The 21,861-nt window shown below is 56.1% G+C and carries 17 protein-coding genes and 2 pseudogenes; 10 read left to right on the top strand and 9 right to left on the bottom strand.

All coding sequences use genetic code 11. The features are described from left to right. Positions 1 to 49: 49 nt before the first annotated feature. Positions 50 to 490, top strand: a complete 441-nt coding sequence (locus tag DD597_RS14520; protein ID WP_015570314.1) for a YcgN family cysteine cluster protein — start codon at positions 50 to 52, stop codon at positions 488 to 490. 99 nt (positions 491 to 589) lie between these two features. Here the strand turns inward: DD597_RS14520 and dsbB are convergent, their stop codons facing one another. Then, the gene (gene dsbB, locus DD597_RS14515; RefSeq protein ID WP_017693268.1) at positions 590 to 1,120 is read right to left on the bottom strand and encodes a disulfide bond formation protein DsbB; all 531 of its coding nucleotides are present in this window, start codon (positions 1,118 to 1,120) and stop codon (positions 590 to 592) included. 46 nt (positions 1,121 to 1,166) lie between these two features. Further along, the gene (gene nhaB / locus DD597_RS14510) at positions 1,167 to 2,705 is read right to left on the bottom strand and encodes a Na(+)/H(+) antiporter NhaB (protein ID WP_023314322.1); all 1,539 of its coding nucleotides are present in this window, start codon (positions 2,703 to 2,705) and stop codon (positions 1,167 to 1,169) included. A gap of 201 nt (positions 2,706 to 2,906) precedes the next feature. On the opposite strand from nhaB, the gene fadR reads away from it, so the two are divergent. After that, positions 2,907 to 3,626 (top strand): fatty acid metabolism transcriptional regulator FadR, encoded by a 720-nt coding sequence (fadR, locus tag DD597_RS14505; RefSeq protein ID WP_003859951.1) that lies wholly within the window; start codon positions 2,907 to 2,909, stop codon positions 3,624 to 3,626. A gap of 113 nt (positions 3,627 to 3,739) precedes the next feature. Here the strand turns inward: fadR and DD597_RS14495 are convergent, their stop codons facing one another. Further along, positions 3,740 to 5,272, bottom strand: coding sequence for a SpoVR family protein (locus DD597_RS14495; protein WP_022651425.1), 1,533 nt, complete (start codon positions 5,270 to 5,272; stop codon positions 3,740 to 3,742). Between the two features lie 321 nt (positions 5,273 to 5,593). Between DD597_RS14495 and DD597_RS14490 the strand changes: the two genes are divergently transcribed. The 3 genes and pseudogenes from DD597_RS14490 to DD597_RS25170 form a co-directional block, all read left to right on the top strand. Further along, the gene (locus tag DD597_RS14490) at positions 5,594 to 6,892 is read left to right on the top strand and encodes a D-amino acid dehydrogenase (RefSeq protein WP_015570317.1); all 1,299 of its coding nucleotides are present in this window, start codon (positions 5,594 to 5,596) and stop codon (positions 6,890 to 6,892) included. A gap of 9 nt (positions 6,893 to 6,901) precedes the next feature. After that, positions 6,902 to 7,972 carry a catabolic alanine racemase DadX gene (gene dadX, locus DD597_RS14485; RefSeq protein WP_032658963.1) on the top strand — a complete coding sequence of 357 codons (1,071 nt, stop codon included), beginning with the start codon at positions 6,902 to 6,904 and terminating at the stop codon, positions 7,970 to 7,972. Positions 7,973 to 8,077: 105 nt separating this feature from the next. After that, a pseudogene (locus DD597_RS25170) lies at positions 8,078 to 8,182 on the top strand (hypothetical protein); the annotation flags it as partial. Here the strand turns inward: DD597_RS25170 and DD597_RS14480 are convergent. Further along, positions 8,135 to 9,802 (bottom strand): annotated as a pseudogene (locus tag DD597_RS14480) (potassium/proton antiporter); the annotation flags it as partial. The pseudogenes DD597_RS25170 and DD597_RS14480 sit on opposite strands and share 48 nt — an antisense overlap. Positions 9,803 to 9,899: 97 nt before the next feature. Beyond that, positions 9,900 to 10,814, bottom strand: a complete 915-nt coding sequence (gene ldcA / locus DD597_RS14475) for a muramoyltetrapeptide carboxypeptidase (protein WP_023324854.1) — start codon at positions 10,812 to 10,814, stop codon at positions 9,900 to 9,902. 107 nt (positions 10,815 to 10,921) lie between these two features. Between ldcA and emtA the strand changes: the two genes are divergently transcribed. Beyond that, the gene (gene emtA, locus DD597_RS14470) at positions 10,922 to 11,533 is read left to right on the top strand and encodes a membrane-bound lytic murein transglycosylase EmtA (RefSeq protein WP_017384310.1); all 612 of its coding nucleotides are present in this window, start codon (positions 10,922 to 10,924) and stop codon (positions 11,531 to 11,533) included. Between the two features lie 37 nt (positions 11,534 to 11,570). Here the strand turns inward: emtA and DD597_RS14465 are convergent, their stop codons facing one another. Next, positions 11,571 to 12,302, bottom strand: a complete 732-nt coding sequence (locus DD597_RS14465; protein ID WP_023314318.1) for a flagellar brake protein — start codon at positions 12,300 to 12,302, stop codon at positions 11,571 to 11,573. Between the two features lie 160 nt (positions 12,303 to 12,462). Between DD597_RS14465 and DD597_RS14460 the strand changes: the two genes are divergently transcribed. Beyond that, positions 12,463 to 14,565, top strand: coding sequence for a TonB-dependent siderophore receptor (locus tag DD597_RS14460; RefSeq protein WP_129256332.1), 2,103 nt, complete (start codon positions 12,463 to 12,465; stop codon positions 14,563 to 14,565). Positions 14,566 to 14,650: 85 nt separating this feature from the next. Here DD597_RS14460 and DD597_RS14455 read toward each other — a convergent pair whose 3' ends face one another. From DD597_RS14455 to DD597_RS14445, 3 genes are all read right to left on the bottom strand, one after another. Continuing rightward, positions 14,651 to 16,333, bottom strand: coding sequence for an alpha,alpha-trehalase (locus DD597_RS14455; protein ID WP_022651419.1), 1,683 nt, complete (start codon positions 16,331 to 16,333; stop codon positions 14,651 to 14,653). A gap of 213 nt (positions 16,334 to 16,546) precedes the next feature. Continuing rightward, positions 16,547 to 17,557: a type I glyceraldehyde-3-phosphate dehydrogenase gene (gene gap / locus DD597_RS14450; protein ID WP_032609486.1), complete on the bottom strand. Its 1,011-nt coding sequence runs from the start codon at positions 17,555 to 17,557 to the stop codon at positions 16,547 to 16,549. Between the two features lie 78 nt (positions 17,558 to 17,635). After that, positions 17,636 to 18,616, bottom strand: coding sequence for a GlxA family transcriptional regulator (locus DD597_RS14445; protein ID WP_023314314.1), 981 nt, complete (start codon positions 18,614 to 18,616; stop codon positions 17,636 to 17,638). Between the two features lie 847 nt (positions 18,617 to 19,463). Between DD597_RS14445 and DD597_RS14440 the strand changes: the two genes are divergently transcribed. The 3 genes from DD597_RS14440 to tssK are packed head-to-tail and all read left to right on the top strand — an operon-like array spanning position 19,464 to position 21,857. Beyond that, the gene (locus DD597_RS14440) at positions 19,464 to 19,958 is read left to right on the top strand and encodes a hypothetical protein (RefSeq protein WP_006810964.1); all 495 of its coding nucleotides are present in this window, start codon (positions 19,464 to 19,466) and stop codon (positions 19,956 to 19,958) included. Positions 19,959 to 19,981: 23 nt separating this feature from the next. Continuing rightward, positions 19,982 to 20,485 (top strand): type VI secretion system lipoprotein TssJ, encoded by a 504-nt coding sequence (gene tssJ / locus DD597_RS14435; protein WP_015570327.1) that lies wholly within the window; start codon positions 19,982 to 19,984, stop codon positions 20,483 to 20,485. Positions 20,486 to 20,513: 28 nt separating this feature from the next. After that, positions 20,514 to 21,857 carry a type VI secretion system baseplate subunit TssK gene (gene tssK, locus DD597_RS14430; protein WP_022651416.1) on the top strand — a complete coding sequence of 448 codons (1,344 nt, stop codon included), beginning with the start codon at positions 20,514 to 20,516 and terminating at the stop codon, positions 21,855 to 21,857. Positions 21,858 to 21,861: the final 4 nt, after the last annotated feature.

Here is a 21,861-nt window from a genome sequence, read left to right as displayed (position 1 = left end):
TGCCAGACTCGTTATAAGGTGCGCTCTATTTTGACGTGTGGACATCCCGATGAACGACATTCCTTTCTGGCAAAGCAAAACTCTCGACGACATGACCGACGCGGAGTGGGAATCGTTGTGTGACGGCTGCGGGCAGTGCTGCCTGCATAAGCTGATGGATGAAGATTCGGACGAGATCTATTTCACCAACGTAGCCTGCAAGCAGTTAAACATCAAAACCTGCCAGTGCCGCAACTATGAGCGCCGTTTCGAATATGAGCCGGACTGCATCAAGTTAACCCGTGAAAATCTACCGACCTTTGAGTGGCTGCCGCATACCTGCGCGTATCGCCTGCTGGCGGAAGGGAAAGATCTGCCCACATGGCATCCGCTGTTGACGGGGTCGAAAGCGGCGATGCACGGTGAACGTATTTCCGTGCGCCACATAGCGGTGAAAGAGTCCGAGGTGCGGGACTGGGAAGACCACATTATGAATCACCCTAATCGGTGACAATAAAAAACCCGCCGAGGCGGGTTTTTTATTGTGCGCAATTTTGTCGAGTGGCGCTGCGCTTACCCGACCTGCAAAACTGACGTTGCCGTTTTGCTTTTACCGTCCAAAAAGATCGCGTTTCTTTGGTTTGAACGGCTGGGCAATCAGCACCAGCAGCGCCACCACAAAGTAGGCGACAAAAATGCCCACCAGCCACTGCGGCATCTCCAGCGTCAGGAATTCCCACTGGCGTACAGAGCAGTCACCGGAGGCCACAAACACCTGCGGCAGCCATTTATCCAGCGGCAGCCAGCTCGGGAAGCGGGCGGCAAAATCGCAGGTCATAAACGGCGACGGGTGAAGCTGCATTTGGGTGTGCTCCCAGGCAAGCGCAATCCCTTTCCCGGCGCTGTACAGCCAGATGGCAATTGCCGCATAGCGTAACGGTGATTTGGGTGCAATCGCACCTACCAGACCCGCGCCCATAATGCCGAACAGCGCACAACGCTCATAAATACACAGTACGCAAGGTTTCAGCCCCATCACATGCTGAAACCACAGCGCGACCATTTCCAGCGCAAAGGCGGTCAGGGCCATCAACAACCACGCTCCGCGACCGCGTGAGCACTGGTTCAAAAATCGCAACATAATCATTTCCCTGGAACATGCTTAGACAGCGCAGTGTAAACGAATTTTAATGCGCCGCAAGTATACCTGCTTGCAATAACCATTGCGTACAGGGAACGAGAGTAATTTTGATGCACAGTAAACCAACCAGGGTAAGCACCAGCGTATACGGCAGCGCCATCCAGACCATTCTTCCATAAGAAAGTCGTATGAGTGGCGCCAGCGCCGAGGTCAGCAGGAAGAGGAATGCCGCCTGACCGTTCGGGGTTGCCACGGAGGGGAGGTTGGTTCCGGTGTTGATCGCCACCGCCAGCAGCTCGAACTGTTCACTGCTGACAATCCCTTGCTCCATCGCGGCTTTGGCCTCATTGATGTATACCGTCCCGACAAAGACGTTATCGGATATAGAGGACAACAGACCGTTAAACAAATAGAACAGCGTTAGCTGCGAATCTGGCGTAGCCTGAAGCACAAACGCGATGATCGGCGCGAACAGATGTTGGTCAATAATCACCGCCACGACGGCAAAAAACACCGCCAGCAGGGCGGTAAACGGCAGCGCTTCGGTAAAGGCTTTTCCAATAGCATGTTCGTCCGTAACGCCGCCCAGGCTGGTTGCAAGGATAATTACCGACAGGCCAATCAGCCCCACCTCGGCAAGGTGGAAGGCCAGCGCAGCGATAAGCCACACGCCGATGAAGCCCTGTGCAATCAGGCGCAGCGTCTCCTGGCGCGTGCGTTGTTTGCGGCTCTGCTCGTCAAACTTATGCAGCTCCTGGCGGACCTGATCGGGCAACGTCGCGCCATACCCAAAGAGGTTGAATTTTTCGACCAGCACACAGGTGGCTAACCCGCAGACCAGCACGGGTACGCTGACCGGCGCCATGCGCAGGAAAAATTCGCCAAAATGCCACTCAGCTGCTTTGGCGATAATCAGGTTTTGCGGCTCCCCGACCATGGTCATCACGCCGCCCAGCGCCGTCCCCACGCCCGCATGCATCATCAGGCTGCGCAGAAATGCGCGGAACTGTTCCAGCACATCGCGGTTGTGCGCCTCAACGTGGCTGTCGTCCTGCAAGTTATCGCCAGGACGAGACGAGGCCACCCGGTGGTAAATCCCGTAAAAGCCGACGGCGACGCTGATCACTACCGCCACGACCGTCAGCGCATCCAGGAAGGCAGAGAGGAAGGCTGCGGCGAGGCAAAACGCCAGCGAGAGCAGCGTTTTCGACGGAATGCTCAGCAGCAAACGGGTGAAGATAAACAGCAGAAGCTGCTTCATAAAGTAGATCCCCGCCACCATGAAGATCAGCAGCAGCAGGACTTCAAGATTCGACGCTATCTCGTTTTTAACATGCTCCGCGCTGGTCATTCCAATGACCACGGCTTCCAGCGCCAGCAGCCCGCCGGGCAACAGCGGATAGCACTTCAGCGCCATCGCCAGGGTAAAGATAAACTCGGCGACCAACATCCACCCGGCAACGAAGGGATCCAGCAAAAAGATAACGGGATTAACGACCAGGAATACCAGTAAAGTGAGTTTGTACCAGTCAGGTGACTGACCTAAAAAGTTGCGCCACAGCGCGCGCCCAAATGAAATTTCCACGACAGACGTCCTTTCCCCGTCAAATAAGACAAGACATCAGTATACGCAAAAATGGCGGCAGAGCGGGGGATTAAGCCATTTGTAAATTTCATAAAAATGAAACGGCGATCCCTCTTTTCTGTCTCTGCTGCGCTATCTGCCTCTGCACGCCTCTGGTATGATGAGTGCAATTTGCTAAAGCTGTGTAATGGAAATCTCACTATGGTCATTAAGGCGCAGAGCCCGGCGGGTTTCGCGGAAGAGTACATCATTGAAAGCATCTGGAATAATCGTTTCCCTGCGGGATCAATTCTACCTGCTGAACGCGAACTCTCTGAACTGATTGGCGTCACCCGTACCACGCTGCGAGAAGTGCTCCAGCGTCTGGCGCGCGATGGCTGGTTGACGATACAGCATGGCAAACCCACTAAAGTGAATAACTTCTGGGAAACGTCCGGGCTGAACATTCTTGAAACGCTGGCGCGTCTCGATCACGAAAGCGTACCGCAGCTGATTGATAATCTGCTTTCCGTGCGCACCAACATCGCCACCATTTTCATCCGCACCGCGTTTCGCCAGCACCCTGAAGATGCGCTGAAGGTACTTGCTACCGCCAATGAGGTGGAAGACCACGCGGATGCCTTTGCGACCCTGGATTACAACGTGTTCCGTGGTCTGGCGTTTGCTTCCGGCAATCCGGTTTACGGTCTGATCCTGAATGGGATGAAAGGGTTATATACGCGCATTGGTCGTCACTACTTTGCTAACCCTGAAGCCCGCAGTCTGGCGCTTGGCTTCTATCATAAACTGAGCAAACTCTGCACCGAAGGGCTGCACGATCAGGTCTATGAAACCGTGCGTCGTTACGGCCACGACTCCGGTGAAATCTGGCACCGGATGCAGAAAACGCTGCCGGGTGATTTAGCGATTCAGGGCCGGTAAAAAAAAAACCTCTCGATTGAGAGGTTTTTTTTCGCCGGGTGGCGGCTTCGCCTGAGCCGGCCTACAGTTCCCGTAGGCCCGGTAAGCGTAGCGCCACCGGGCAAAAAATCCCACTACAGCGTATTCAACCGCGCCGGACACCGCTCCAGCAGCTCCACGCTGCCATCTTCGTTCTGCTGTTCCAGCAAGACGTCAAATCCCCACAGGCGATGCACATGCTTCAGCACTTCCTTACGCCCCTTATCCAGCGGCGCGCGGTTGTGCGGAATATAGCGCAACGTCAGAGAGCGATCGCCGCGCAGATCCACGTTCCAGACCTGAATGTTCGGCTCAAGATTACTCAGGTTGTACTGGGACGACAGGCGCGAGCGGATCTCGCGATAGCCCTCTTCGTTGTGGATCGCGGAGATCTCCAGGAAGTTGTTGCGGTCATCATCCAGTACGGTGAAGAAGCGGAAATCACGCATGATCTTCGGCGACATGAACTGGCTGATAAAGCTCTCATCCTTAAAATCACGCATCGCGAAGTGCAGCGTTTCCAGCCAGTCGGAACCGGCAATATCCGGGAACCAGTATTTGTCCTCTTCGGTGGGCGACTGACAAATACGCTTGATATCCTGGAACATGGCAAAGCCGAGCGCGTACGGGTTAATACCGCTGTACCACGGGCTGTTATATGCCGGCTGGAACACCACGTTGGTGTGGCTGTGCAGGAACTCCATCATAAACCGTTCAGAGACTTTTCCCTCGTCATACAGGTGGTTCAGAATGGTGTAGTGCCAGAAGGTCGCCCAGCCTTCGTTCATGACCTGGGTCTGCTTCTGCGGATAGAAATACTGGCTCACCTTGCGCACGATGCGCAGGATCTCACGCTGCCACGGCTCCAGCAGCGGGGCGTTTTTCTCCATAAAGTAGAGCAGGTTTTCCTGCGGCTCGGAAGGGTAGCGACGCGCCTCGGCGACGGTTTTCTCCTCCTCACGTTTTGGCAGGGTACGCCACAGCATATTCACCTGGCTTTGCAGATACTCCTCGCGGCTCTTCTGCCGGGCTTTCTCCTCCTGCAAGGAGATCTTCTGCGGACGCTTATAGCGGTCAACGCCGTAGTTCATCAGCGCGTGGCAGGAGTCCAGCAGTTTCTCCACTTCGTCCACGCCGTAGCGCTCTTCGCAGTCGGTAATGTAGTTACGGGCGAAGATGAGGTAATCAACGATGGAGCTGGCGTCCGTCCAGCTGCGGAACAGATAGTTATTTTTGAAGAACGAGTTATGTCCATAGCAGGCGTGCGCCATCACCAGCGCCTGCATGGTAATGGTGTTCTCCTCCATCAGATAGGCAATACACGGGTTAGAGTTAATGACGATTTCATACGCCAATCCCTGCTGCCCGTGCTTATACAGCCGCTCTGTCTCAATGAATTTTTTACCAAACGACCAGTGCGGATAGTTAATCGGCATCCCGACGCTGGAGTAAGCGTCCATCATCTGTTCCGAGGTGATGACTTCAATCTGATGGGGGTAGGTATCCAGACGATAGAGTTTGGCCACCCGGTCGATCTCCGCCAGGTAGACATCCAGCAACTCGAAGGTCCAGTCGGGTCCATCGCTCAGACGGGTGCTGTCCCTGGACATGGAATCTAGTGTAGCCATTAGCGCGCCCTCGTTGTTGGTCGCTCTCTCTGACTGGAGAGCCTCCTTTCAAGCATAGATCACCCCATTCAAATACGCGGGGCGCAGAAATTTTTTCTTTGCGATTTCACGTTTTCGATACGGCAAAAAAAGCGGTGCTCACAGAATTTTCTACTGGTTAAAAATAACGCGCAGCAGGAGATCCCAAATAAGCGCTATCCCCTGATACAGCGGGATATGTGAGTTGAGTCACCATAAAAAAGTCATATGTTGAATAATATTTTCAACTAGGTTATCAATCTGTAATTAGATGATTGTTCTTTTGCTCATAATGGAGTGGCTATGCGTGTTGTCATACTGGGAAGTGGTGTCGTTGGCGTAACCAGCGCCTGGTATTTAAGTCAGGCGGGACATGAGGTTACCGTTATCGATCGCGAATCCGGTCCGGCGCTGGAAACCAGTGCGGCGAATGCGGGGCAAATCTCCCCGGGCTACGCTGCGCCGTGGGCGGCCCCGGGCGTTCCGCTGAAGGCGATCAAATGGATGTTTCAGCGACATGCGCCGCTGGCGATCAGCCTCGACGGCACGCAGTTCCAGCTTAAGTGGATGTGGCAGATGCTGCGCAACTGCGACACCCGCCACTATATGGAAAACAAAGGGCGCATGGTGCGTCTGGCGGAATACAGCCGCGACTGCCTGAAGGCGCTGCGTGCCTCAACGGGCATTGAATATGAAGGACGCCAGGGCGGCACGCTTCAGCTGTTCCGTACCGCGCAACAGTACGAAAACGCGACCCGCGATATCGCCGTGCTTGAAGATGCGGGCGTACCGTATCAGCTGCTGGAAGCCAGCCAGCTGGCGCAGGTGGAGCCAGCGCTTGCCGAGGTCGCGCACAAGCTGACGGGCGGTCTGCGTTTACCGAACGATGAAACCGGCGACTGCCAGCTTTTCACCCAGCGTCTGGCGCGCATGTGTGAGCAGGCCGGGGTGAAATTCCGCTTCAATACTTCTGTCGACAAACTGCTGTCGGAAGGGGAGAAGATTTACGGCGTGAAGTGTGGGGAAGAGGTAATCAAAGCCGATGCCTACGTGATGGCGTTTGGCTCCTACTCAACCGCGATGCTGAAAGGGATCCTGGATATCCCGGTCTATCCGCTGAAAGGCTACTCCCTGACCATTCCTGTGAAAGAGGACAGCGGTGCGCCGGTCTCGACCATTCTTGATGAAACCTACAAAATCGCCATCACCCGCTTCGATAACCGGATCCGCGTCGGCGGCATGGCGGAAATCGTGGGCTTTAATACTGAGCTGCTTAAACCGCGTCGTGAAACGCTGGAGATGGTCGTGGGCGATCTCTTCCCGCGCGGCGGTTTCATTGAGCAGGCGACGTTCTGGACCGGCCTGCGCCCAATGACCCCGGACGGCACGCCGATTGTGGGCCGTACGCCATACAAAAATCTGTGGACCAACACCGGCCACGGTACGCTTGGCTGGACCATGGCCTGCGGTTCGGGCCAGCTGCTGAGCGACCTGATCTCCGGGCGGACGCCGGCAATTCCGTTTGACGATTTGAGCGCCGCACGCTATCAATCAGGGTTTACCCCATCGCGTCCACAACACCTGCACGGCGCGCATAATTAAGGAGTCACAATGTCCCGTCCTATTCTGGCCCAGCTGGATTTGCAGGCGCTGAAGGATAACCTGCAAATTGTTCGCCGTGCTGCGCCGGGTTCTCGTGTCTGGTCGGTGGTGAAAGCCAACGCCTACGGTCATGGTATCGACCGTATCTGGAGTGCGCTCGGCGCCACCGATGGTTTTGCCCTGCTGAATCTGGAAGAGGCCATCCTGCTGCGCGAGCGCGGCTGGAAAGGACCGATCCTGCTGCTGGAAGGATTCTTCCATGCGCAGGATCTGCCTCTGCTGGATAAGTACCGCCTGACGACCAGCGTTCATAGTAACTGGCAGATCAAGGCGATTCAGGACGCGAAGCTGCATGCCCCGCTGGATATCTATCTCAAAGTGAACAGCGGGATGAACCGTCTGGGCTTTCAGCCTGAACGGGTGCACACGGTCTGGCAGCAGCTTCGTGCGCTGAAAAACGTCGGTGAGATGACGCTGATGGCGCATTTCGCCGATGCGGAAAAGCCGGACGGAATTGCCGATGCCATAGTCCGCATTGAGCAGGCGGCAGAAGGGCTGGACTGTCCGCGCTCGCTGTCGAACTCAGCGGCAACGCTCTGGCATCCTGAAGCGCACTACAACTGGGTGCGTCCGGGGATCGTTCTGTACGGCGCGTCACCCTCAGGTCAGTGGCAGGATATCGCCAACAGCGGCCTGAAGCCGGTGATGACGTTACGAAGCGAGATTATCGGCGTGCAGACGTTAAAAGCGGGCGATACGGTAGGCTATGGCAGCCGTTATCGGGCAGCGGGCGAACAGCGTATCGGTATCGTGGCGGGGGGCTATGCAGATGGTTATCCGCGCATCGCCCCGAGCGGCACGCCGGTGTGGGTCGATGGCGTGCGCACCGGCACGGTAGGCACCGTCTCAATGGACATGCTGGCCATTGATTTAACGCCGTGTCCCCAGGCGGGGATCGGGTCACCGGTTGAGCTGTGGGGCAACGAAGTTAAAATTGATGATGTGGCCGCTGCGGCGGGCACCGTTGGGTATGAGCTGATGTGCGCGCTGGCACCCAGAGTGCCTGTTGTGACGGTGTAACTTGTGTATGTGCCGGGTGGCGGCTTCGCCTTACCCGGCCTACAAAAGCCCGAAAGTAGGTCGGGTAAGCGTTAGCGCCACCCGGCAAAAAAGCAGCTACTCCGCCTCTTCCTCCATCGGCCTTACGCCGACTTTGCGCACCGCATTATCTTCTTTCTCGGCTACCGTCCAGATCATCCCGGCAAACTCCACCTGGTCACCGACGACCGGCGCAGCCCCTAATAATTGCTGAATAATTTCACCCAGTGTTTGCTGGTTATCGCGATTCTCCAGTCCACCTTCCAGGCCATAAATCAGCGCCACATCCGCAAAGCGGGCGCTGGCTTCGAGGATAAAATCGCCGAAGAAACGCTGATCCAGCGCCACCGGGGGCGACTGGCTGAACAGCTTGCCGAGGGCAGGCAGGTCGCGCTCGCGGCCAATCACGCAGAGAATATCGTTCTCACGCAGCCGCGTGCTGCCGGTCGGGTGAAGCAGGGCGTTATCCCGGAACAGGGCGGCAATGCGCGTTTCAGCGGGCATATGCAGATCGCGCAGGGACGCGCCCACGCACCACTTATCGGCGCTTAGCTGGTAGACAAACTGTTCCCAGGGATTCTCAGGGTGAATATCCAGCCCCACGCGGGAGACCGGCCAGCCAATGGGCGGTACCACCACTTTGGCTTTTTTCGCCGCCCAGCCCAGCGACGTCCCCTGGAACAGCAGCGACACCAGCACCACGAAGAAGGCGACGTTAAAGAACAGGCGGGCGTTGTCCAGCCCGGCCATCATCGGGAACACTGCCAGAATAATCGGCACCGCGCCGCGCAGACCCACCCAACTGATAAATATCCGCTCACGCAGGTTAAATCCGCGGAACGGTAGCAGCCCGGCAAACACCGACAGCGGACGGGCGAAGAAGATCATCCAGGCCGACAAAAGCAGCGCCGGTACGGCGATAGGCAGCAGGTCCGACGGCGTCACCAGCAGGCCCAGCACCAGGAACATGGCAATCTGCGCCAGCCAGGCCAGACCGTCGAAGTTCTGCAAAATGGCGTGACGGTTGCGAATCGGTCGGTTGCCCAACAGGAAACCGCAAAGGTAAACCGCCAGAATACCGCTGCCGTCCAGCGCGGTGGTGACGGCAAAGATCAGGATCCCGCCGCTCAGGGCCAGCAGCGGGTAAAGGCCGGAAGGCAGCGTAATACGGTTGATCGTCTGCTGTAACAGGTAACCGCCGCCGAGACCAATGATAATCCCCAGGCCAAACTGCTGGAGGATGTGCCAGGCGAACATCCAGCTCAGGCCGGTTTCGTGCTGCTGGATCATCTCAATCAGAGTGATGGTCAGGAATACCGCCATCGGATCGTTACTGCCGGATTCAATCTCCAGCGTGGAGCCAACACGTTCGTTCAGCCCCTTGCCGCCGAGCAGCGAGAAAACCGCTGCCGCATCGGTCGAGCCGACGATCGCGCCAATCAGCAGGCCTTCCATTATATCGAGGTTAAACAGCCAGGCCGCCATCATACCGGTCAGGCCGGAGGTGATCAGCACCCCGATGGTCGCCAGAGACAGCGCCGGGCCTAAGGCAACGCGAAACGAACTTGCCTGGGTGCGCATACCGCCGTCCAGCAGGATGACCGCCAGCGCGAGGTTACTCACCATATAGGCGAAAGGGTAATTATCGAAGGGGATACCGCCGATTCCGTCGACTCCCGCCAGCATGCCGATAGCCAGGAAAATGACAAGAATAGGTATGCCAAGGCGCGATGAAAATGAACTTAATAAAATGCTGAAGGTTACCAGGATGGAACCCAGAATGAAAAGACTGATTATCGCTGTGGCACCCAATGTCGTCTTACTCCCACCTCAATGTGAACGCTGTTATTAAAACCCTAACATATTAACAACGGTAACTGCGTATTATTGAGGGGGAATAACGGCTTTTTTATGCCTTTAAGACCGGATGACCGCTGATTGTTAACCGACTGCCTGAATTATCGTGTACAAGGTGCGCCCGGGCGCCCAGCGGCAGCGTAACGGTTTGCTGCTCATGGCCGAAATCCAGGCCAGCGATCACCGGGATATCCAGGCGGGAACGAATGAAATCAATCATCGTCTCCAGGGAATAGCCCGCATCGTAATCGTTGGGGGCTGAACCGCTAAAACTGCCCAGCACAATGGCCGACTGCCGATCCAGGATCCCGGCGTGATACAGCTGCAACAGCATGCGTTCGACACGGAACGGGTGTTCATTGATATCTTCCAGCACCAGTATGCCATCCGTGATCTGCGGCAGCCACGGCGTACCAATTAGCGACACCAGCATCGCGAGGTTGCCGCCCCACAGCTGTCCTTCACATTCCCAGTGCGGTCCATTGCCTTGCCACTCGATGGTGAACGTCGGGTTTTGCAGGGCGCGCCAGAAATGGTCCTGCGTAAACGCATCCAGCTCCGGCGCGCCAAAGTTACCGGCCAGCATCGGGCCGCTAAAGGTAATGACGTTATGCAACGCCAGCAGGCCGAGCTGGATCGCCGTGAAATCGCTGTGTCCGCAGATTAACAGCGGATCCTGCTGCTGGCGCGCGGCCAGCCCGGCCCAGTCGATGCTCTCCAGCAGCCGGCTTGCGCCATAGCCGCCGCGCACGGCCAGCACAATGGTGTTTTCACCTTCCAGCGTCGCCAGGCTGTTGATATCGCTCAGTCTCTGCGCCTCCGTACCGGCAAAACGCTGCATGCGGCGGGGGATAATTGTCTGATTTTCTACCTGATGGCCCATTTCCAGCAGGCGTTGAACGCCCCGCTGTGCCGCCTCCTGATTGATGCAGTAGCCTGACGGTGCGATGAGATGAAACTGAGGCATGGCAATTCCTTGCTGAATGAGAATCTAATTGTCTATATCATGCCGCTTATACGCCGCCTGCTTCAAGGGGCGACGTACCGCGATGACCGGCTATAAGGATAGATGACGTGAAATTGAGATGGTTTGCTTTTTTGATTGTGCTGCTCGCTGGCTGTAGTTCAAAACATGATTATCAAAATCCCCCCTGGAACCCTGAAGTGCCGGTAAAGCGGGCCATGCAGTGGATGCCGATCAGCGAACAAGCCGGGAAGGCCTGGGGCGTGAGCCCGCGTCTGATCACGGCGATCATTGCCGTGGAGTCCGGCGGCAACCCGACGCTGGTGAGTAAATCGAATGCGGTGGGGCTGATGCAGTTAAAAGCCTCGACGGCGGGAAGAGAGGTCTATCGCTACATGGGCTGGAAGGGACAGCCATCCACCAGCGAGCTGAAAAACCCGGAGCGTAATATCTCTATGGGAACCGCTTACCTGAGCATTCTCGAGCATGGCATTCTGAAGGGGATTGACGATCCGGAAGTGATGCAATATGCACTGGTGGTGTCGTACGTTAACGGAGCCGGCGCGCTGCTCCGAACCTTCTCATCCGATCGCAAAGAGGCGATAGAAGAGATTAACGATATGGATAAAGATGAATTCTTCGAGCACGTTGTGAAGAATCATCCGTCAGCACAGGCTCCACGTTATATCTGGAAAGTCCAGAAAGCGATGGACGCTATGTAACGCCTTTGTCGGGCGGCAGCACGCTGCCCGACGCCTTTCAGCGCACTTTGTTCGCGCGTTCCCGCGCTTCACGCTCCAGTGAAAAAATGATGCGCTGTAGTTCGCGCTCGGCGCCTGGCCCGACATTCAGAAAGCGAAAGCTCAGTCGCGGCGTGGTAATGGTTTCGTTTTTGCCGTCCACCACCTTGCGCTCGCTGATGGCAATCAGTTGGGCGTCAAACCAGAAGCGTCCCCATCCGCCCATATCCAGCTCGATCTGACTAAAACGCATACCTTCCACCAGCCCTTCCGGCTTCGGCGTATCCATTAACGCGCCCATGCCGCCCAGCGACAGGTCGAAGAGACGAAAGCGGATCTCTTTTTTGTCCGGCATTTTTGCCTTACAGAAATAGGCCGGGTGAAGCGGAGCGCTGATGCGAAAAAACTCCCGGCGTTGCACGAACCAGAGGTTAGCGGGCAGGGGAGCGATAAACGCAGGCAAACCCTGGTACGCGATCGTGGTCAGACGAGGCAGCACAAACTCGACTTTCGCCCCCTGCGTTTCGGCCATCACCGAGAGATTCTCTGCCTGTAGCGCGGCACGGTTTTCATCGCTCTGGCTACCCAGATCGACGATCAGGTGCTCTGCCGTCACGTCCAGGATCTTGCTGATAAACTGGCTGGTTGACCAGTTGATGCGCAGCGGCACCTCGCCTTTTTTCAGGTCGCGTAACACCCCTAATACAGCCAGCGGATTTTGTTTCAGGAACTGCTCACTGTAGCTACTCACGCCAGATGGCTCCTCGATAGATGACAGACTGTCCCTGGGTTATCGGCACGCGGGCATGAAACTTAATACAAACGATCTGTTTTTCTCCGCTGATATTGATTTGCTAATGGAAATGATAATAATTGCCGTTCCCAATACCATCTAATAACAAGACGACACTATGAGCACTTCACGTTTTGCGTTATGCGCGTTGGCAGGCGCCGTCACGCTGGCATTGCAAACACAGGCTTTCGCAGAAGAATCCACCATCGTGGTGACAGGCACAGAGCAGGGCAGCGCGCTTCCTGCCTGGACCAACAGCGCCACGAAATCAGCCGTCGCGGAAAGTAAAACGCCGCAGGTGATCAACACCATTGCCGCTAAAGAGATTGAGCAGCGGCACGCCAGTTCGGTAAACGAGATCCTGCGCTATGCGCCGGGCGTTTCCACGGAGGTGCGCGGGAGCACCTCTTACATGAGCGAGTACAAAATCCGCGGGTTCAACGTCGATCAGGAGTTCTACAACGGCCTGCAACTTCCCTATAACGTCACCGGGAACACCAAAGCGCGAATCGATCCGCTGCTGATTGAGAGCGTCGATATCCTGAAGGGGCCGTCATCCGTGCTGTATGGCGGCGGCTCACCGGGCGGGCTGGTCAATATTCAGAGTAAAAAGCCGCAGAAAGAGGCGAAAACGGAACTGGGCTTTAATACCGGAAACCGCAATCTGAAAGAGGGATACCTGGACTCCACGGGGCAGATCGCGAACAGCGACTGGAACTATCGCCTGCTGGGCAAAGCGACGGAAAGTGACGAACAGGCGCACACCACGCGCTATGAAAACTATCTGGTGGCCCCCTCCGTGACCTGGCAGCCTGATGACAAAACGCGCCTGACCATTGACGCGCTGGCGCAAAATACGCCGAGCCTGACGCCGTCTGATCCGATGCCGCTAAGCTATCTGCGGTCTAAATACGCCGATCGTCGTGACTATGCCGGGGATGAGTGGAGCGGCTTTAAGCAGCGCCAGTGGATGCTGGGATACAGCTTTGAGCATGAGTTTGACAGTGGCTGGGGCTTTAACCAGAAAGCGCGCTACTTTGACGTGGACACCCACCAGCGCAGCGCCTATTCTACCGGGACGGGCAGCGAGGTCTACCAGTATAACCGCTTCGCCTATACCACGGATGAAGATTTGCAGAGCTTCAATATTGATAACCAGGTCACCCGAACCGTCGCGCTGGGGGACTGGAAACATCATCTGCTGGCGGGCTTTGACTACCAGAAGCTGAACTCTCACTTCCATTATCGTTACGCCTCATCCACCCCGGGTATCGATATGCGTCATCCGGATCACTCGCAGATCGATAACGATGCGCTGGGGCTTGAAACCGCGCAGAAAAACCGACTCAGCTATCAGCAGAATGGCTATTACCTCCAGGATCAGATTGCGTTTGGCGGGCTGAACGTGCTGGCCAGCCTGCGCTATGACGACTACCGTTCCGTCACCACTAACTATCTGCAAAACGGTGACAAAGCCTGGGTATCGCAGGATCGCCTCACCAAACGACTGGGCGCGCTTTATGCCTTCGACAATGGACTCTCGCCGTTTATCAGCTATTCAGAAGGGTTCGCCCCAGTATCGCCGCAGGGCACGCTGACCGCGAAAGACGTTAAGCCCACCACCAGCAAGCAGGTGGAGGGTGGGGTGAAATACCTGCTGGCGGAATACGCAACCACCTTCACCGCCTCGGTGTTTAACATTCGTCAGAAAAATGTGGTGACCAGCGATCCGGGCTACCTCAACTATCGCCAGACCGGGGAAGTGGAATCGAAAGGCGCGGAGCTTTCCGCTATGAGTCGTCCAACGGATAACCTGACGCTGATTGCCAACTATGCCTACACCCACGCCATCAATACCGAAGATGACAAGTACCAGGGCAAACGACCGACGCAGGTCCCTGAGAACGCCTTTAATCTGTGGGGCGATTACACCTTCGACAGCACGCCGCTGAGAGGGGTAACGCTGGGGGGAGGCGCACGCTACACCGGGCCGATGGAGATCTCGCCAGCCAACGACGCAGGCAAGCTGGGCGGTACGACGCAGTACGATCTGGCGGCATCTTACCGCATGGGCGAACTGGCGCCATCGCTGGAGGGGCTGACGCTGAAAGCGAGCGCGCAGAACGTCACCAACAAAGAGACGCTCACCTGCTATGACGCGACCAACTGCTGGATAGGCCGCGACCGCACCTTCCAGGTCGGGGCGAGTTACAGATTCTGAAAAAAGCCCGGTGGCGCTAGCGGGTCACTATATTGCACGGAACCTGACCCTCGCCCCTTTGGGGAGAGGGTCAGGGTGAGGGGCGCTACTGCGCCGCCTGTTTCGCAGGTGCAACATCATCGTTTGCCGCAGGCTGATTCTCCGGTACGGTGTCGCATGGCTTCTCTTTCGGGCAGACCATGTCCAGCATCCTGAGCGTCACGCCGTTACTCCAGCCGAAACCGTCCTGCAACGGATACTCACCGCCGCCACCGCCGGTACCGGTCGAAGAGACATCGTACTTCTCAACCAGTTTCTTCTCGCGATCGTAGGTATGCTGAACGTTTTTCAGGAAACGCCAGGTCACGTCCATCGCCACTTTCTGCTGACCATAGTTCTGCAACCCTTCCACCGCTACCCACTGCAACGGCGCCCAGCCGTTCGGCGCATCCCACTGCTGCCCGCTGTTGATGGTGGTGGTAGAAATACCGCCCGGTTTCAGCAGGCGCGACGATGCGGCTGCGGCCACTTTATCGGCGCGATCCTGTGATGCGGCCTTCACATACAGCGGGAAGAGGGCCGCGGCAGTCAGCTGATTACGCACCTTCCTGGTTTTCAGATCGTAATCCGCATACCAGCCCTCTTTATCGTTCCACAGGTGGCTCTCCATGGCTTTCTGACGTGCGGAGGCCAGCGCGTCATATTTACTTGCGCTGGCGGTATCCCCGTCTTCCTGGCTGGCACGGGCCAGCAGTTTTTCCATCTTAAACATCAGCGCATTCAGATCCACCGGCACGATGCTGGTGGTGCGGATGGTATCCAGCTTCTGAGGATCGTCCATCCAGCGGGAGCTGAAATCCCAGCCCGAGGCCGCGGCAGAGCGCAGATCGCGATAGATCTCGGTGGCCGGACGGTTAGGGTTATTTTTGGCGGTGGTGACGTCATCCAGCCACGACTCAGGGCGCGGCGTGTCCCGATCGTCCCAGTAGCGGTTGAGGATCGCGCCATCATCCAACTTCACCACGCGTTTGTTCGCCTGACCAGGCTGGAGCCCATCAGCCCCCTCCATCCAGTAGGCATACTCTTTTTCCATCTGCGGACGGTATTTCTTTAACGCGTCGCTGTCATGCGTGGCCAGCAATTCCACCATCAGCGAGAAGAACGGCGGCTGAGAGCGGCTCAGGTAGTAGGTGCGGTTACCGTTAGGGATATGGCCCCAGGTATCAAGCTCGTAAGCGAAGTTGTCCACCATGTCGCCGATCTTATCCCAGTGGCCGCTCTCGGCCAGCCCCAGCATGGTGAAATAGCTGTCCCAGTAATAGACTTCGCGGAAGCGTCCTCCCGGCACGACATAGGGTTTTGGCAGAGGCAGGAGGGAGTCCCATTTGTTCGCTTTGTCGGTGGTGCGGGTCAGAACAGGCCACAGATCGTCTATGTGTTCGCGCAGGCTCTGGCCCTCAGGGGGAACATATTTCTCACCCTCCTTCGGCAGGATAAAATTCATCTCCACGAAGTGGCGCAGGTCAAAACCGGACTGGGTATGCTGCATCCGGTAATCCGCCAGGATCATTAGCGGGTCGCTTTTGGGAACGGCATCCGCGAAGGTTTTCTGATCCGGGAACAGTTTGGCGCTCTGTACGTCATTAAAGAGGGGGCCAAGAAGAATATCAGGTGAGCTTTGCTGGCTCGTTGGCTGGTCTTCAGCATAACCAAATGCGGTAACACCGAGTAGTGCGCCTGCCAACGCAAGGGGTAAAAAAGCGGGGCGTCGTGCGCGAGGTCTTATCATCGGTTCGTCTCCTGTCTTCACTGAGCAGCGTGACCGCTGTTGTCAATTACCTGAAAACCTTAGACGAATATCGTTAACTTCGCGTGTTGAATATCCCATTTTTCACATAACCGGATAATTCGGGTGCGCTTTCACAACACCAGGGGTGGATTACTTAATTTTTAACCACATCACGGAATGGCCGGGTAAGCTTCAAGCCACCCGGCTTAAGCCCTACAACCCTTTTTTATCCATAAGCACCGCCAGATCCACCAGACGGTTCGAGAAGCCCCATTCGTTGTCATACCACGACAGGATCTTCACCATATTCCCGCCGATCACCAGCGTTGAAAGCCCGTCGATGATGGATGAGCGCGGGTCGCCCTGATAATCACGGGAGACCAGCGGTTCATCGCTGTAGCCCAGGATGCCTTTCAGCGGCCCGCTGACGGCGGCCTGACGGAACGCGTCATTCACCTCTTCGGCGGTCACGTTGCGGCTCAGCGTCACCGTCAGATCGACAATCGACACCACCGGAACCGGTACGCGCAGGGAATATCCGGTGAGTTTACCGTCAAGTTCGGGGATCACTTTCCCGAGCGCTTTTGCCGCGCCGCTGGAATAAGGCACAATCGATAATGCTGCCGCGCGCGCGCCGCGCAGATCTTTTTCCGGCTGGTCATGCAGCGCCTGGCTGTTGGTGTAGGCATGCGTGGTGTTCATCAGCCCGTGTTCAATGCCAAACTGCTGGTGCAGCACCTGCGCCGCTGGCGCCAGACCATTAGTGGTGCAACTCCCGTTGCTGACCACAAAATGCTGGGCCGGATCGTACAGCGTGTGGTTCACGCCCATTACCACCGTCAGATCATCATTTTTAGCCGGGGCGGAAATAATGACGCGTTTTGCGCCGCCGCTCGTGATATGCACCGCCGCTTTTTCACGTTCGGTGAAGAAGCCGGTGGCTTCGATTACCACCTCAACGCCAGCGTCTTTCCACGCAATGTTTGCCGGGTCGCGTTCACTGAATACGATGATGCGTTGCCCGTCAACCTGTAGCGCGCCGTCCGCCGCTTCAACGGGCACCGGCAGCGTGCCGAGCAGAGAGTCATATTTCAGCAGATGGGCGAGGGTTCTACTGTCCGTCAGATCGTTAATGGCCACAATCTGGAGATCCGGGTTGCCCAGCGCCGCGCGAAGAACATTACGTCCGATACGGCCGAAACCGTTAATACCGACCTTAACCATGATGCACTCCTTATCTGTGTTGTCTGGAGTGACTTTAGGCGTCAGGTCGGATGGCGTAAATGACAAAAAAGGATCAGATTACGCCATTCTGCGGCAGTGGAAGCGCTGGCGATATTCGCCCGGCGTGAGATGAAGCTGCTTTTCAAAAACGCGGCGAAGGTTGATGCTGGTCCCAAACCCGCTTTTTTCGGCAATGACCTCAAGCGGATACGAGGTCTGCTCCAGAAGCTGTCGTGCGGCGGCCAGGCGCGCTTCGGTGACATAACGGGCCGGAGGTACACCGACGTCACGCGTGAACACGCGGGTGAAATTGCGCGGACTCATGGCGACCCGTTCGGCCAGCCTTTCGACGCACAAATCTGCGGTGAGGTTTTGCAGGATCCAGCTTTGCAGTTCGCTAACCGGTCCGGTCGCGCCGGACTGCTCCAGTTTATAGCGGCTGAACTGTAGCTGGCCGCCAGGCCGACGCAGGTACATCACCATATCCTGCGCCACGTTGCGGGCGAGGGTGAAGCCGTAATCATCCTCCACCAGCGCCAGCGTCAGATCAAACCCGGAACTGACGCCGCCGGACGTCCAGACGGGGCCATCCTGAACATAGAGCGGGCCGCCCTCAACGTTGACCGCAGGATAGCGGGTTTTCAGGGTTTCCAGCAGCCGCCAGTGGGTCGTCGCCCGGCGCCCATCGAGCAGTCCGGCCTGTGCCAGCAGCAGGGCCCCGCCGCAGACAGAGGCGACGCGGCGCGCATGCGGCGCGGCCAGGTGCAGCCAGTCCACCACCGCGGTGCTTTCCTGTTCATTCATGCCACGACCGGTAATGATGATCGTATCCAGCGGCTCGCGCGGATCCAGCTCCGGCAGGCGATAGTCCGCCAGCAGGTTTAAGCCGGACTGGCCGTGGATCACCAGGTGAGGCTGGGTGGTGGCGATAATGATGCAGTAGCGGGGCTGCGCCAGGCCGTCCGGGTGCAGCCGGTTGGCCTGCATCAGAATGTCGGCGATACCGGCAGCCTCAAACAACATGCCACCGTCAGGTACGATAATCAGGATCTTCTTCATGTCCTGAAAAGTACCTTTATCACAAAATAAGTCAAGCGGCAGACAAACACCGTCGCAGAGACAAATGAGGCGTGCCGGATGAAAGCGTGGAACGGCAGATGTTGGAAAGAAGTAAAAGAAATATGTAGTAACGGTAAAACTTTTTGCGTTAGGTTTACTGTTACTGCCGCTGAAACCCCCAGTTTATGGGCTGCAATGAAGTGTTCTGAACAATAAGAGAACAAAAAGATGTAGCCATGCTTAATTATTAAGGCTCAAAAAATAACCTCGGAGGATAATTTCGAGTAGGTTATTTCGGATCGCAAAATTAATTCCCTGCCATTTTCTTCACCGTCATTTGTTAATGCGGGATGCACGCACCCAATAAAAGTTATCTTCCAGATGCAACAATGAAAATATCCCAGATATATCCCACAGCGCACAGAAAAAATGAAATTCTACTAATTATGGTAGTGGCGATAATAAGGGGTTACGTTAATGATAGTGGTTCTCTTTTGCCTTTTTAGCCATTAATTTTCATGCAGTTACGCTAGAAATTCGTCTAAGAAAAAGACGATTTCAGCTAAGTGCGCATTTTTTATGAGATTAATCCTATAATGCATTGGGCGTATCATTAAACGCCATTAAGCAGGCAAGAAATATTGAATTGATGACAAGCTCATGTAAACTTGTCTACCGTTTGTCAAAATATGTCAGGAGCATGCTGGGCCCATTTCTGTTGGGTTCGTGCGGTAGCTATGCCTTAAAATAGTTACCTGCTGAAAATATCCCGACTATTTTAACAATAGCACCTAAGTCAAATTTTATCCCCTCTCTTCATCCTCTAAATATCGCTACGGAAAAGCATATGAAACTGCGTGTATTGTTATCACTTCTGTTTGTTATGGCGGTGGCGGGCTGTAAGGCGCCGCAAAAACCAGCGATCACCGATGATACGATTGTGACCAGCCAGGTGAATGGCATCACGCTGACGCACCGTCACGCTGTTACCCCTCCGGCGGAGTTCACTCAAGTGAATGAACCGTATCGTGCCATGTACCCGGCATCCCTGATGAGCCGTCCTGACTACGGTGGAAAAGTGATCCGTACGCTTGAGACCGGCAAAACTTACGTCGTGCTGGGGCAGGTTGAACATTTCTGGATGGCGCTGGCCGATGAAGGGAGTGAACAGCTGATTGGTTATGTGCCGATGCGTGCCGTGATCAAGGCTGACCAGTACGAAGCCACCGTGCGTAAACAGGCACTGCGCCCGAAAGCGCGTAAGAAAACCACCTGTGTCGATGTCGATGGCAACAGCAAAGCCTGCAAAGACAGCGCGAACGGTACCTGGATCCTGAACTAAACGGGTTTCACGAGCATATTTTTATGAATAATAAAAATTTTCATCGGATGTGGTTCCCTTTTTTTGCGTTGATTTTCGCGCTGATCGGTGGTTGTACGTCGTCTTCACACAGCGACCCCTCCCGCTACAATCTTCAGTTTCAGGCTCATCCTCAAATCAATGATTCTGCGCCGCTTAAGGTCAGAGTGTTGCTGCTGAAATCCGATGCGGATTTCATGTCCAGTGACTTCTACTCCTTACAGAACAACGCGTCAGCCACGCTTGGCGCGAATCTGCTGAACAGCGATGTGTTCTTCCTGATGCCGGGCCAGCTTTCGAAAACCCTGAGCGGGCAAAGCTCACCGGAAGCGCGTTATATCGGCGTGATGGCGGAATACCAGGCGCTGGACGGCAAAAAATGGCGCGTCTCACTTCCTTTGCCTGTTCCCGGCGAAAACGCGATTTACCAGTTCTGGAAATGGTCCGCAGATGAACTCCAGGCCAGCGTCTTCCTTGACGTAAATGGTATCCGGGTCATCAGCCAGTAACGCCCTTCATAACAGGAAAGAGATCATCATGACGAAAGCAGAAAAGGTCGTCTGGACCGAGGGCATGTTCCTGCGTCCCCACCATTTTCAGCGGACAGAAAGTTACCTCCTCAACCACGTTCGTGAGTGGGGGGCCTTGCAGCGTTCGTATCTCTGGGGCTTTCTCGACCTTGAGCTGGATGAAGCGATGCTTCGCCAGGGCTGTATTGCCCTCAGCTACTGTAGCGGTTTGCTGCCTGACGGCACCTTTTTCCAGGTGCGCAGCGACCGCAACGGTCCGGCTCCGCTAAAAATCCCCGATAATCTCACCAATGAAAAGGTGGTGCTTGCGCTGCCGGTTCGTCGCGGTGGCCGTGAAGAGGTGATTTTCAGCGAGGAGCAGTCTTCTCTGGCGCGTTTTATTACCTTTGAACAAGAGGTGGAAGACGACAACGCGATGTCGGTCGGGGAGGCGACGGTTCAGTTTGGCCGCCTGCGTCTGACCCTGATGCTGGAGAAAGATCTGACGGCAGAATGGACCGCCATCGGCGTGGCGTACGTCGCTGAAAAGCGTAACGACAACCACGTGCGGCTGGATAACAGCTACATCCCGCCAATGCTGAACGCCAATAACAGCCCGCAGCTGTACGGCATGATCAATGACCTGCACGGCTTGCTGGTGCAGCGTAGCCAGCAGATCGGCGGCCGCCTGCGCCAGCCGGGGCGTTTCAATACGTCTGAGATGGTTGAGTTCACGCTTCTCTCGCTGATCAACCGCCACCTTGGCGATGTCTCACATTTAAAAACGCTGCCGCTGCTTCATCCGGAAGCGCTCTGGCGCAGCTGGCTGCCGTTTGCCACGGAGCTCGCCACCTGGACGCCGCAGCGTACCGCAGAGAGCATACTGCCGGTATACGACCATGACGATCTCGCCGTTTGCTTCAGCAAACTGATGCTGATGCTGCGTCAGGGACTGTCGCTGGTGATGGAAGATCATGCCATCCAGCTGCCGCTGCACGAACGCTCCCACGGTCTGAACATCGCCACCGTGCCGGAGACCAGCATGGTCCGCGAATTTGGCTTCGTGCTGGCGGTAAAAGCCAATGTCCCCGGCGAACACCTGCAAACCCATTTTCCTGCCCAGATGAAGGTTGCGCCAGTCTCGAAAATCCGCGATCTGGTTCAGCTTCAGCTGCCGGGCATCATGCTTCGGGCAATGCCCGTCGCGCCGCCGCAGATCCCGTGGCATGCAGGCTACAGCTATTTCGAACTCGAGAGGGGCAGCGAACTGTGGCACGAGATGGACAAGTCCGGGGCATTCGCGCTGCATCTCGCAGGGGAATTCCCGGGTCTCGATATGGAGTTCTGGGCCATCCGTAGCCCGACAGAATAATAAA

It is taken from the genome of Enterobacter cloacae complex sp. 677-3DZ2D5B, from assembly GCF_004136695.1.
GTDB classification, from domain to species: domain Bacteria; phylum Pseudomonadota; class Gammaproteobacteria; order Enterobacterales; family Enterobacteriaceae; genus Enterobacter; species Enterobacter hormaechei_C.
Note: the sequence above shows the minus strand (reverse complement) of the source record. Positions and strands in the feature narration are given on the sequence as shown.

Coding starts and splice junctions, on each gene's coding strand:
- DD597_RS14520 (WP_015570314.1), top strand. CDS start 50: ATGAACGACATTCCTTTCTGGCAAAGCAAAACTCTCGACGACATGACC.
- dsbB (WP_017693268.1), bottom strand. CDS start 1,120: ATGTTGCGATTTTTGAACCAGTGCTCACGCGGTCGCGGAGCGTGGTTG.
- fadR (WP_003859951.1), top strand. CDS start 2,907: ATGGTCATTAAGGCGCAGAGCCCGGCGGGTTTCGCGGAAGAGTACATC.
- DD597_RS14495 (WP_022651425.1), bottom strand. CDS start 5,272: ATGGCTACACTAGATTCCATGTCCAGGGACAGCACCCGTCTGAGCGAT.
- DD597_RS14490 (WP_015570317.1), top strand. CDS start 5,594: ATGCGTGTTGTCATACTGGGAAGTGGTGTCGTTGGCGTAACCAGCGCC.
- dadX (WP_032658963.1), top strand. CDS start 6,902: ATGTCCCGTCCTATTCTGGCCCAGCTGGATTTGCAGGCGCTGAAGGAT.
- ldcA (WP_023324854.1), bottom strand. CDS start 10,814: ATGCCTCAGTTTCATCTCATCGCACCGTCAGGCTACTGCATCAATCAG.
- DD597_RS14460 (WP_129256332.1), top strand. CDS start 12,463: ATGAGCACTTCACGTTTTGCGTTATGCGCGTTGGCAGGCGCCGTCACG.
- DD597_RS14455 (WP_022651419.1), bottom strand. CDS start 16,333: ATGATAAGACCTCGCGCACGACGCCCCGCTTTTTTACCCCTTGCGTTG.
- gap (WP_032609486.1), bottom strand. CDS start 17,557: ATGGTTAAGGTCGGTATTAACGGTTTCGGCCGTATCGGACGTAATGTT.
- DD597_RS14445 (WP_023314314.1), bottom strand. CDS start 18,616: ATGAAGAAGATCCTGATTATCGTACCTGACGGTGGCATGTTGTTTGAG.
- DD597_RS14440 (WP_006810964.1), top strand. CDS start 19,464: ATGAAACTGCGTGTATTGTTATCACTTCTGTTTGTTATGGCGGTGGCG.
- tssJ (WP_015570327.1), top strand. CDS start 19,982: ATGAATAATAAAAATTTTCATCGGATGTGGTTCCCTTTTTTTGCGTTG.
- tssK (WP_022651416.1), top strand. CDS start 20,514: ATGACGAAAGCAGAAAAGGTCGTCTGGACCGAGGGCATGTTCCTGCGT.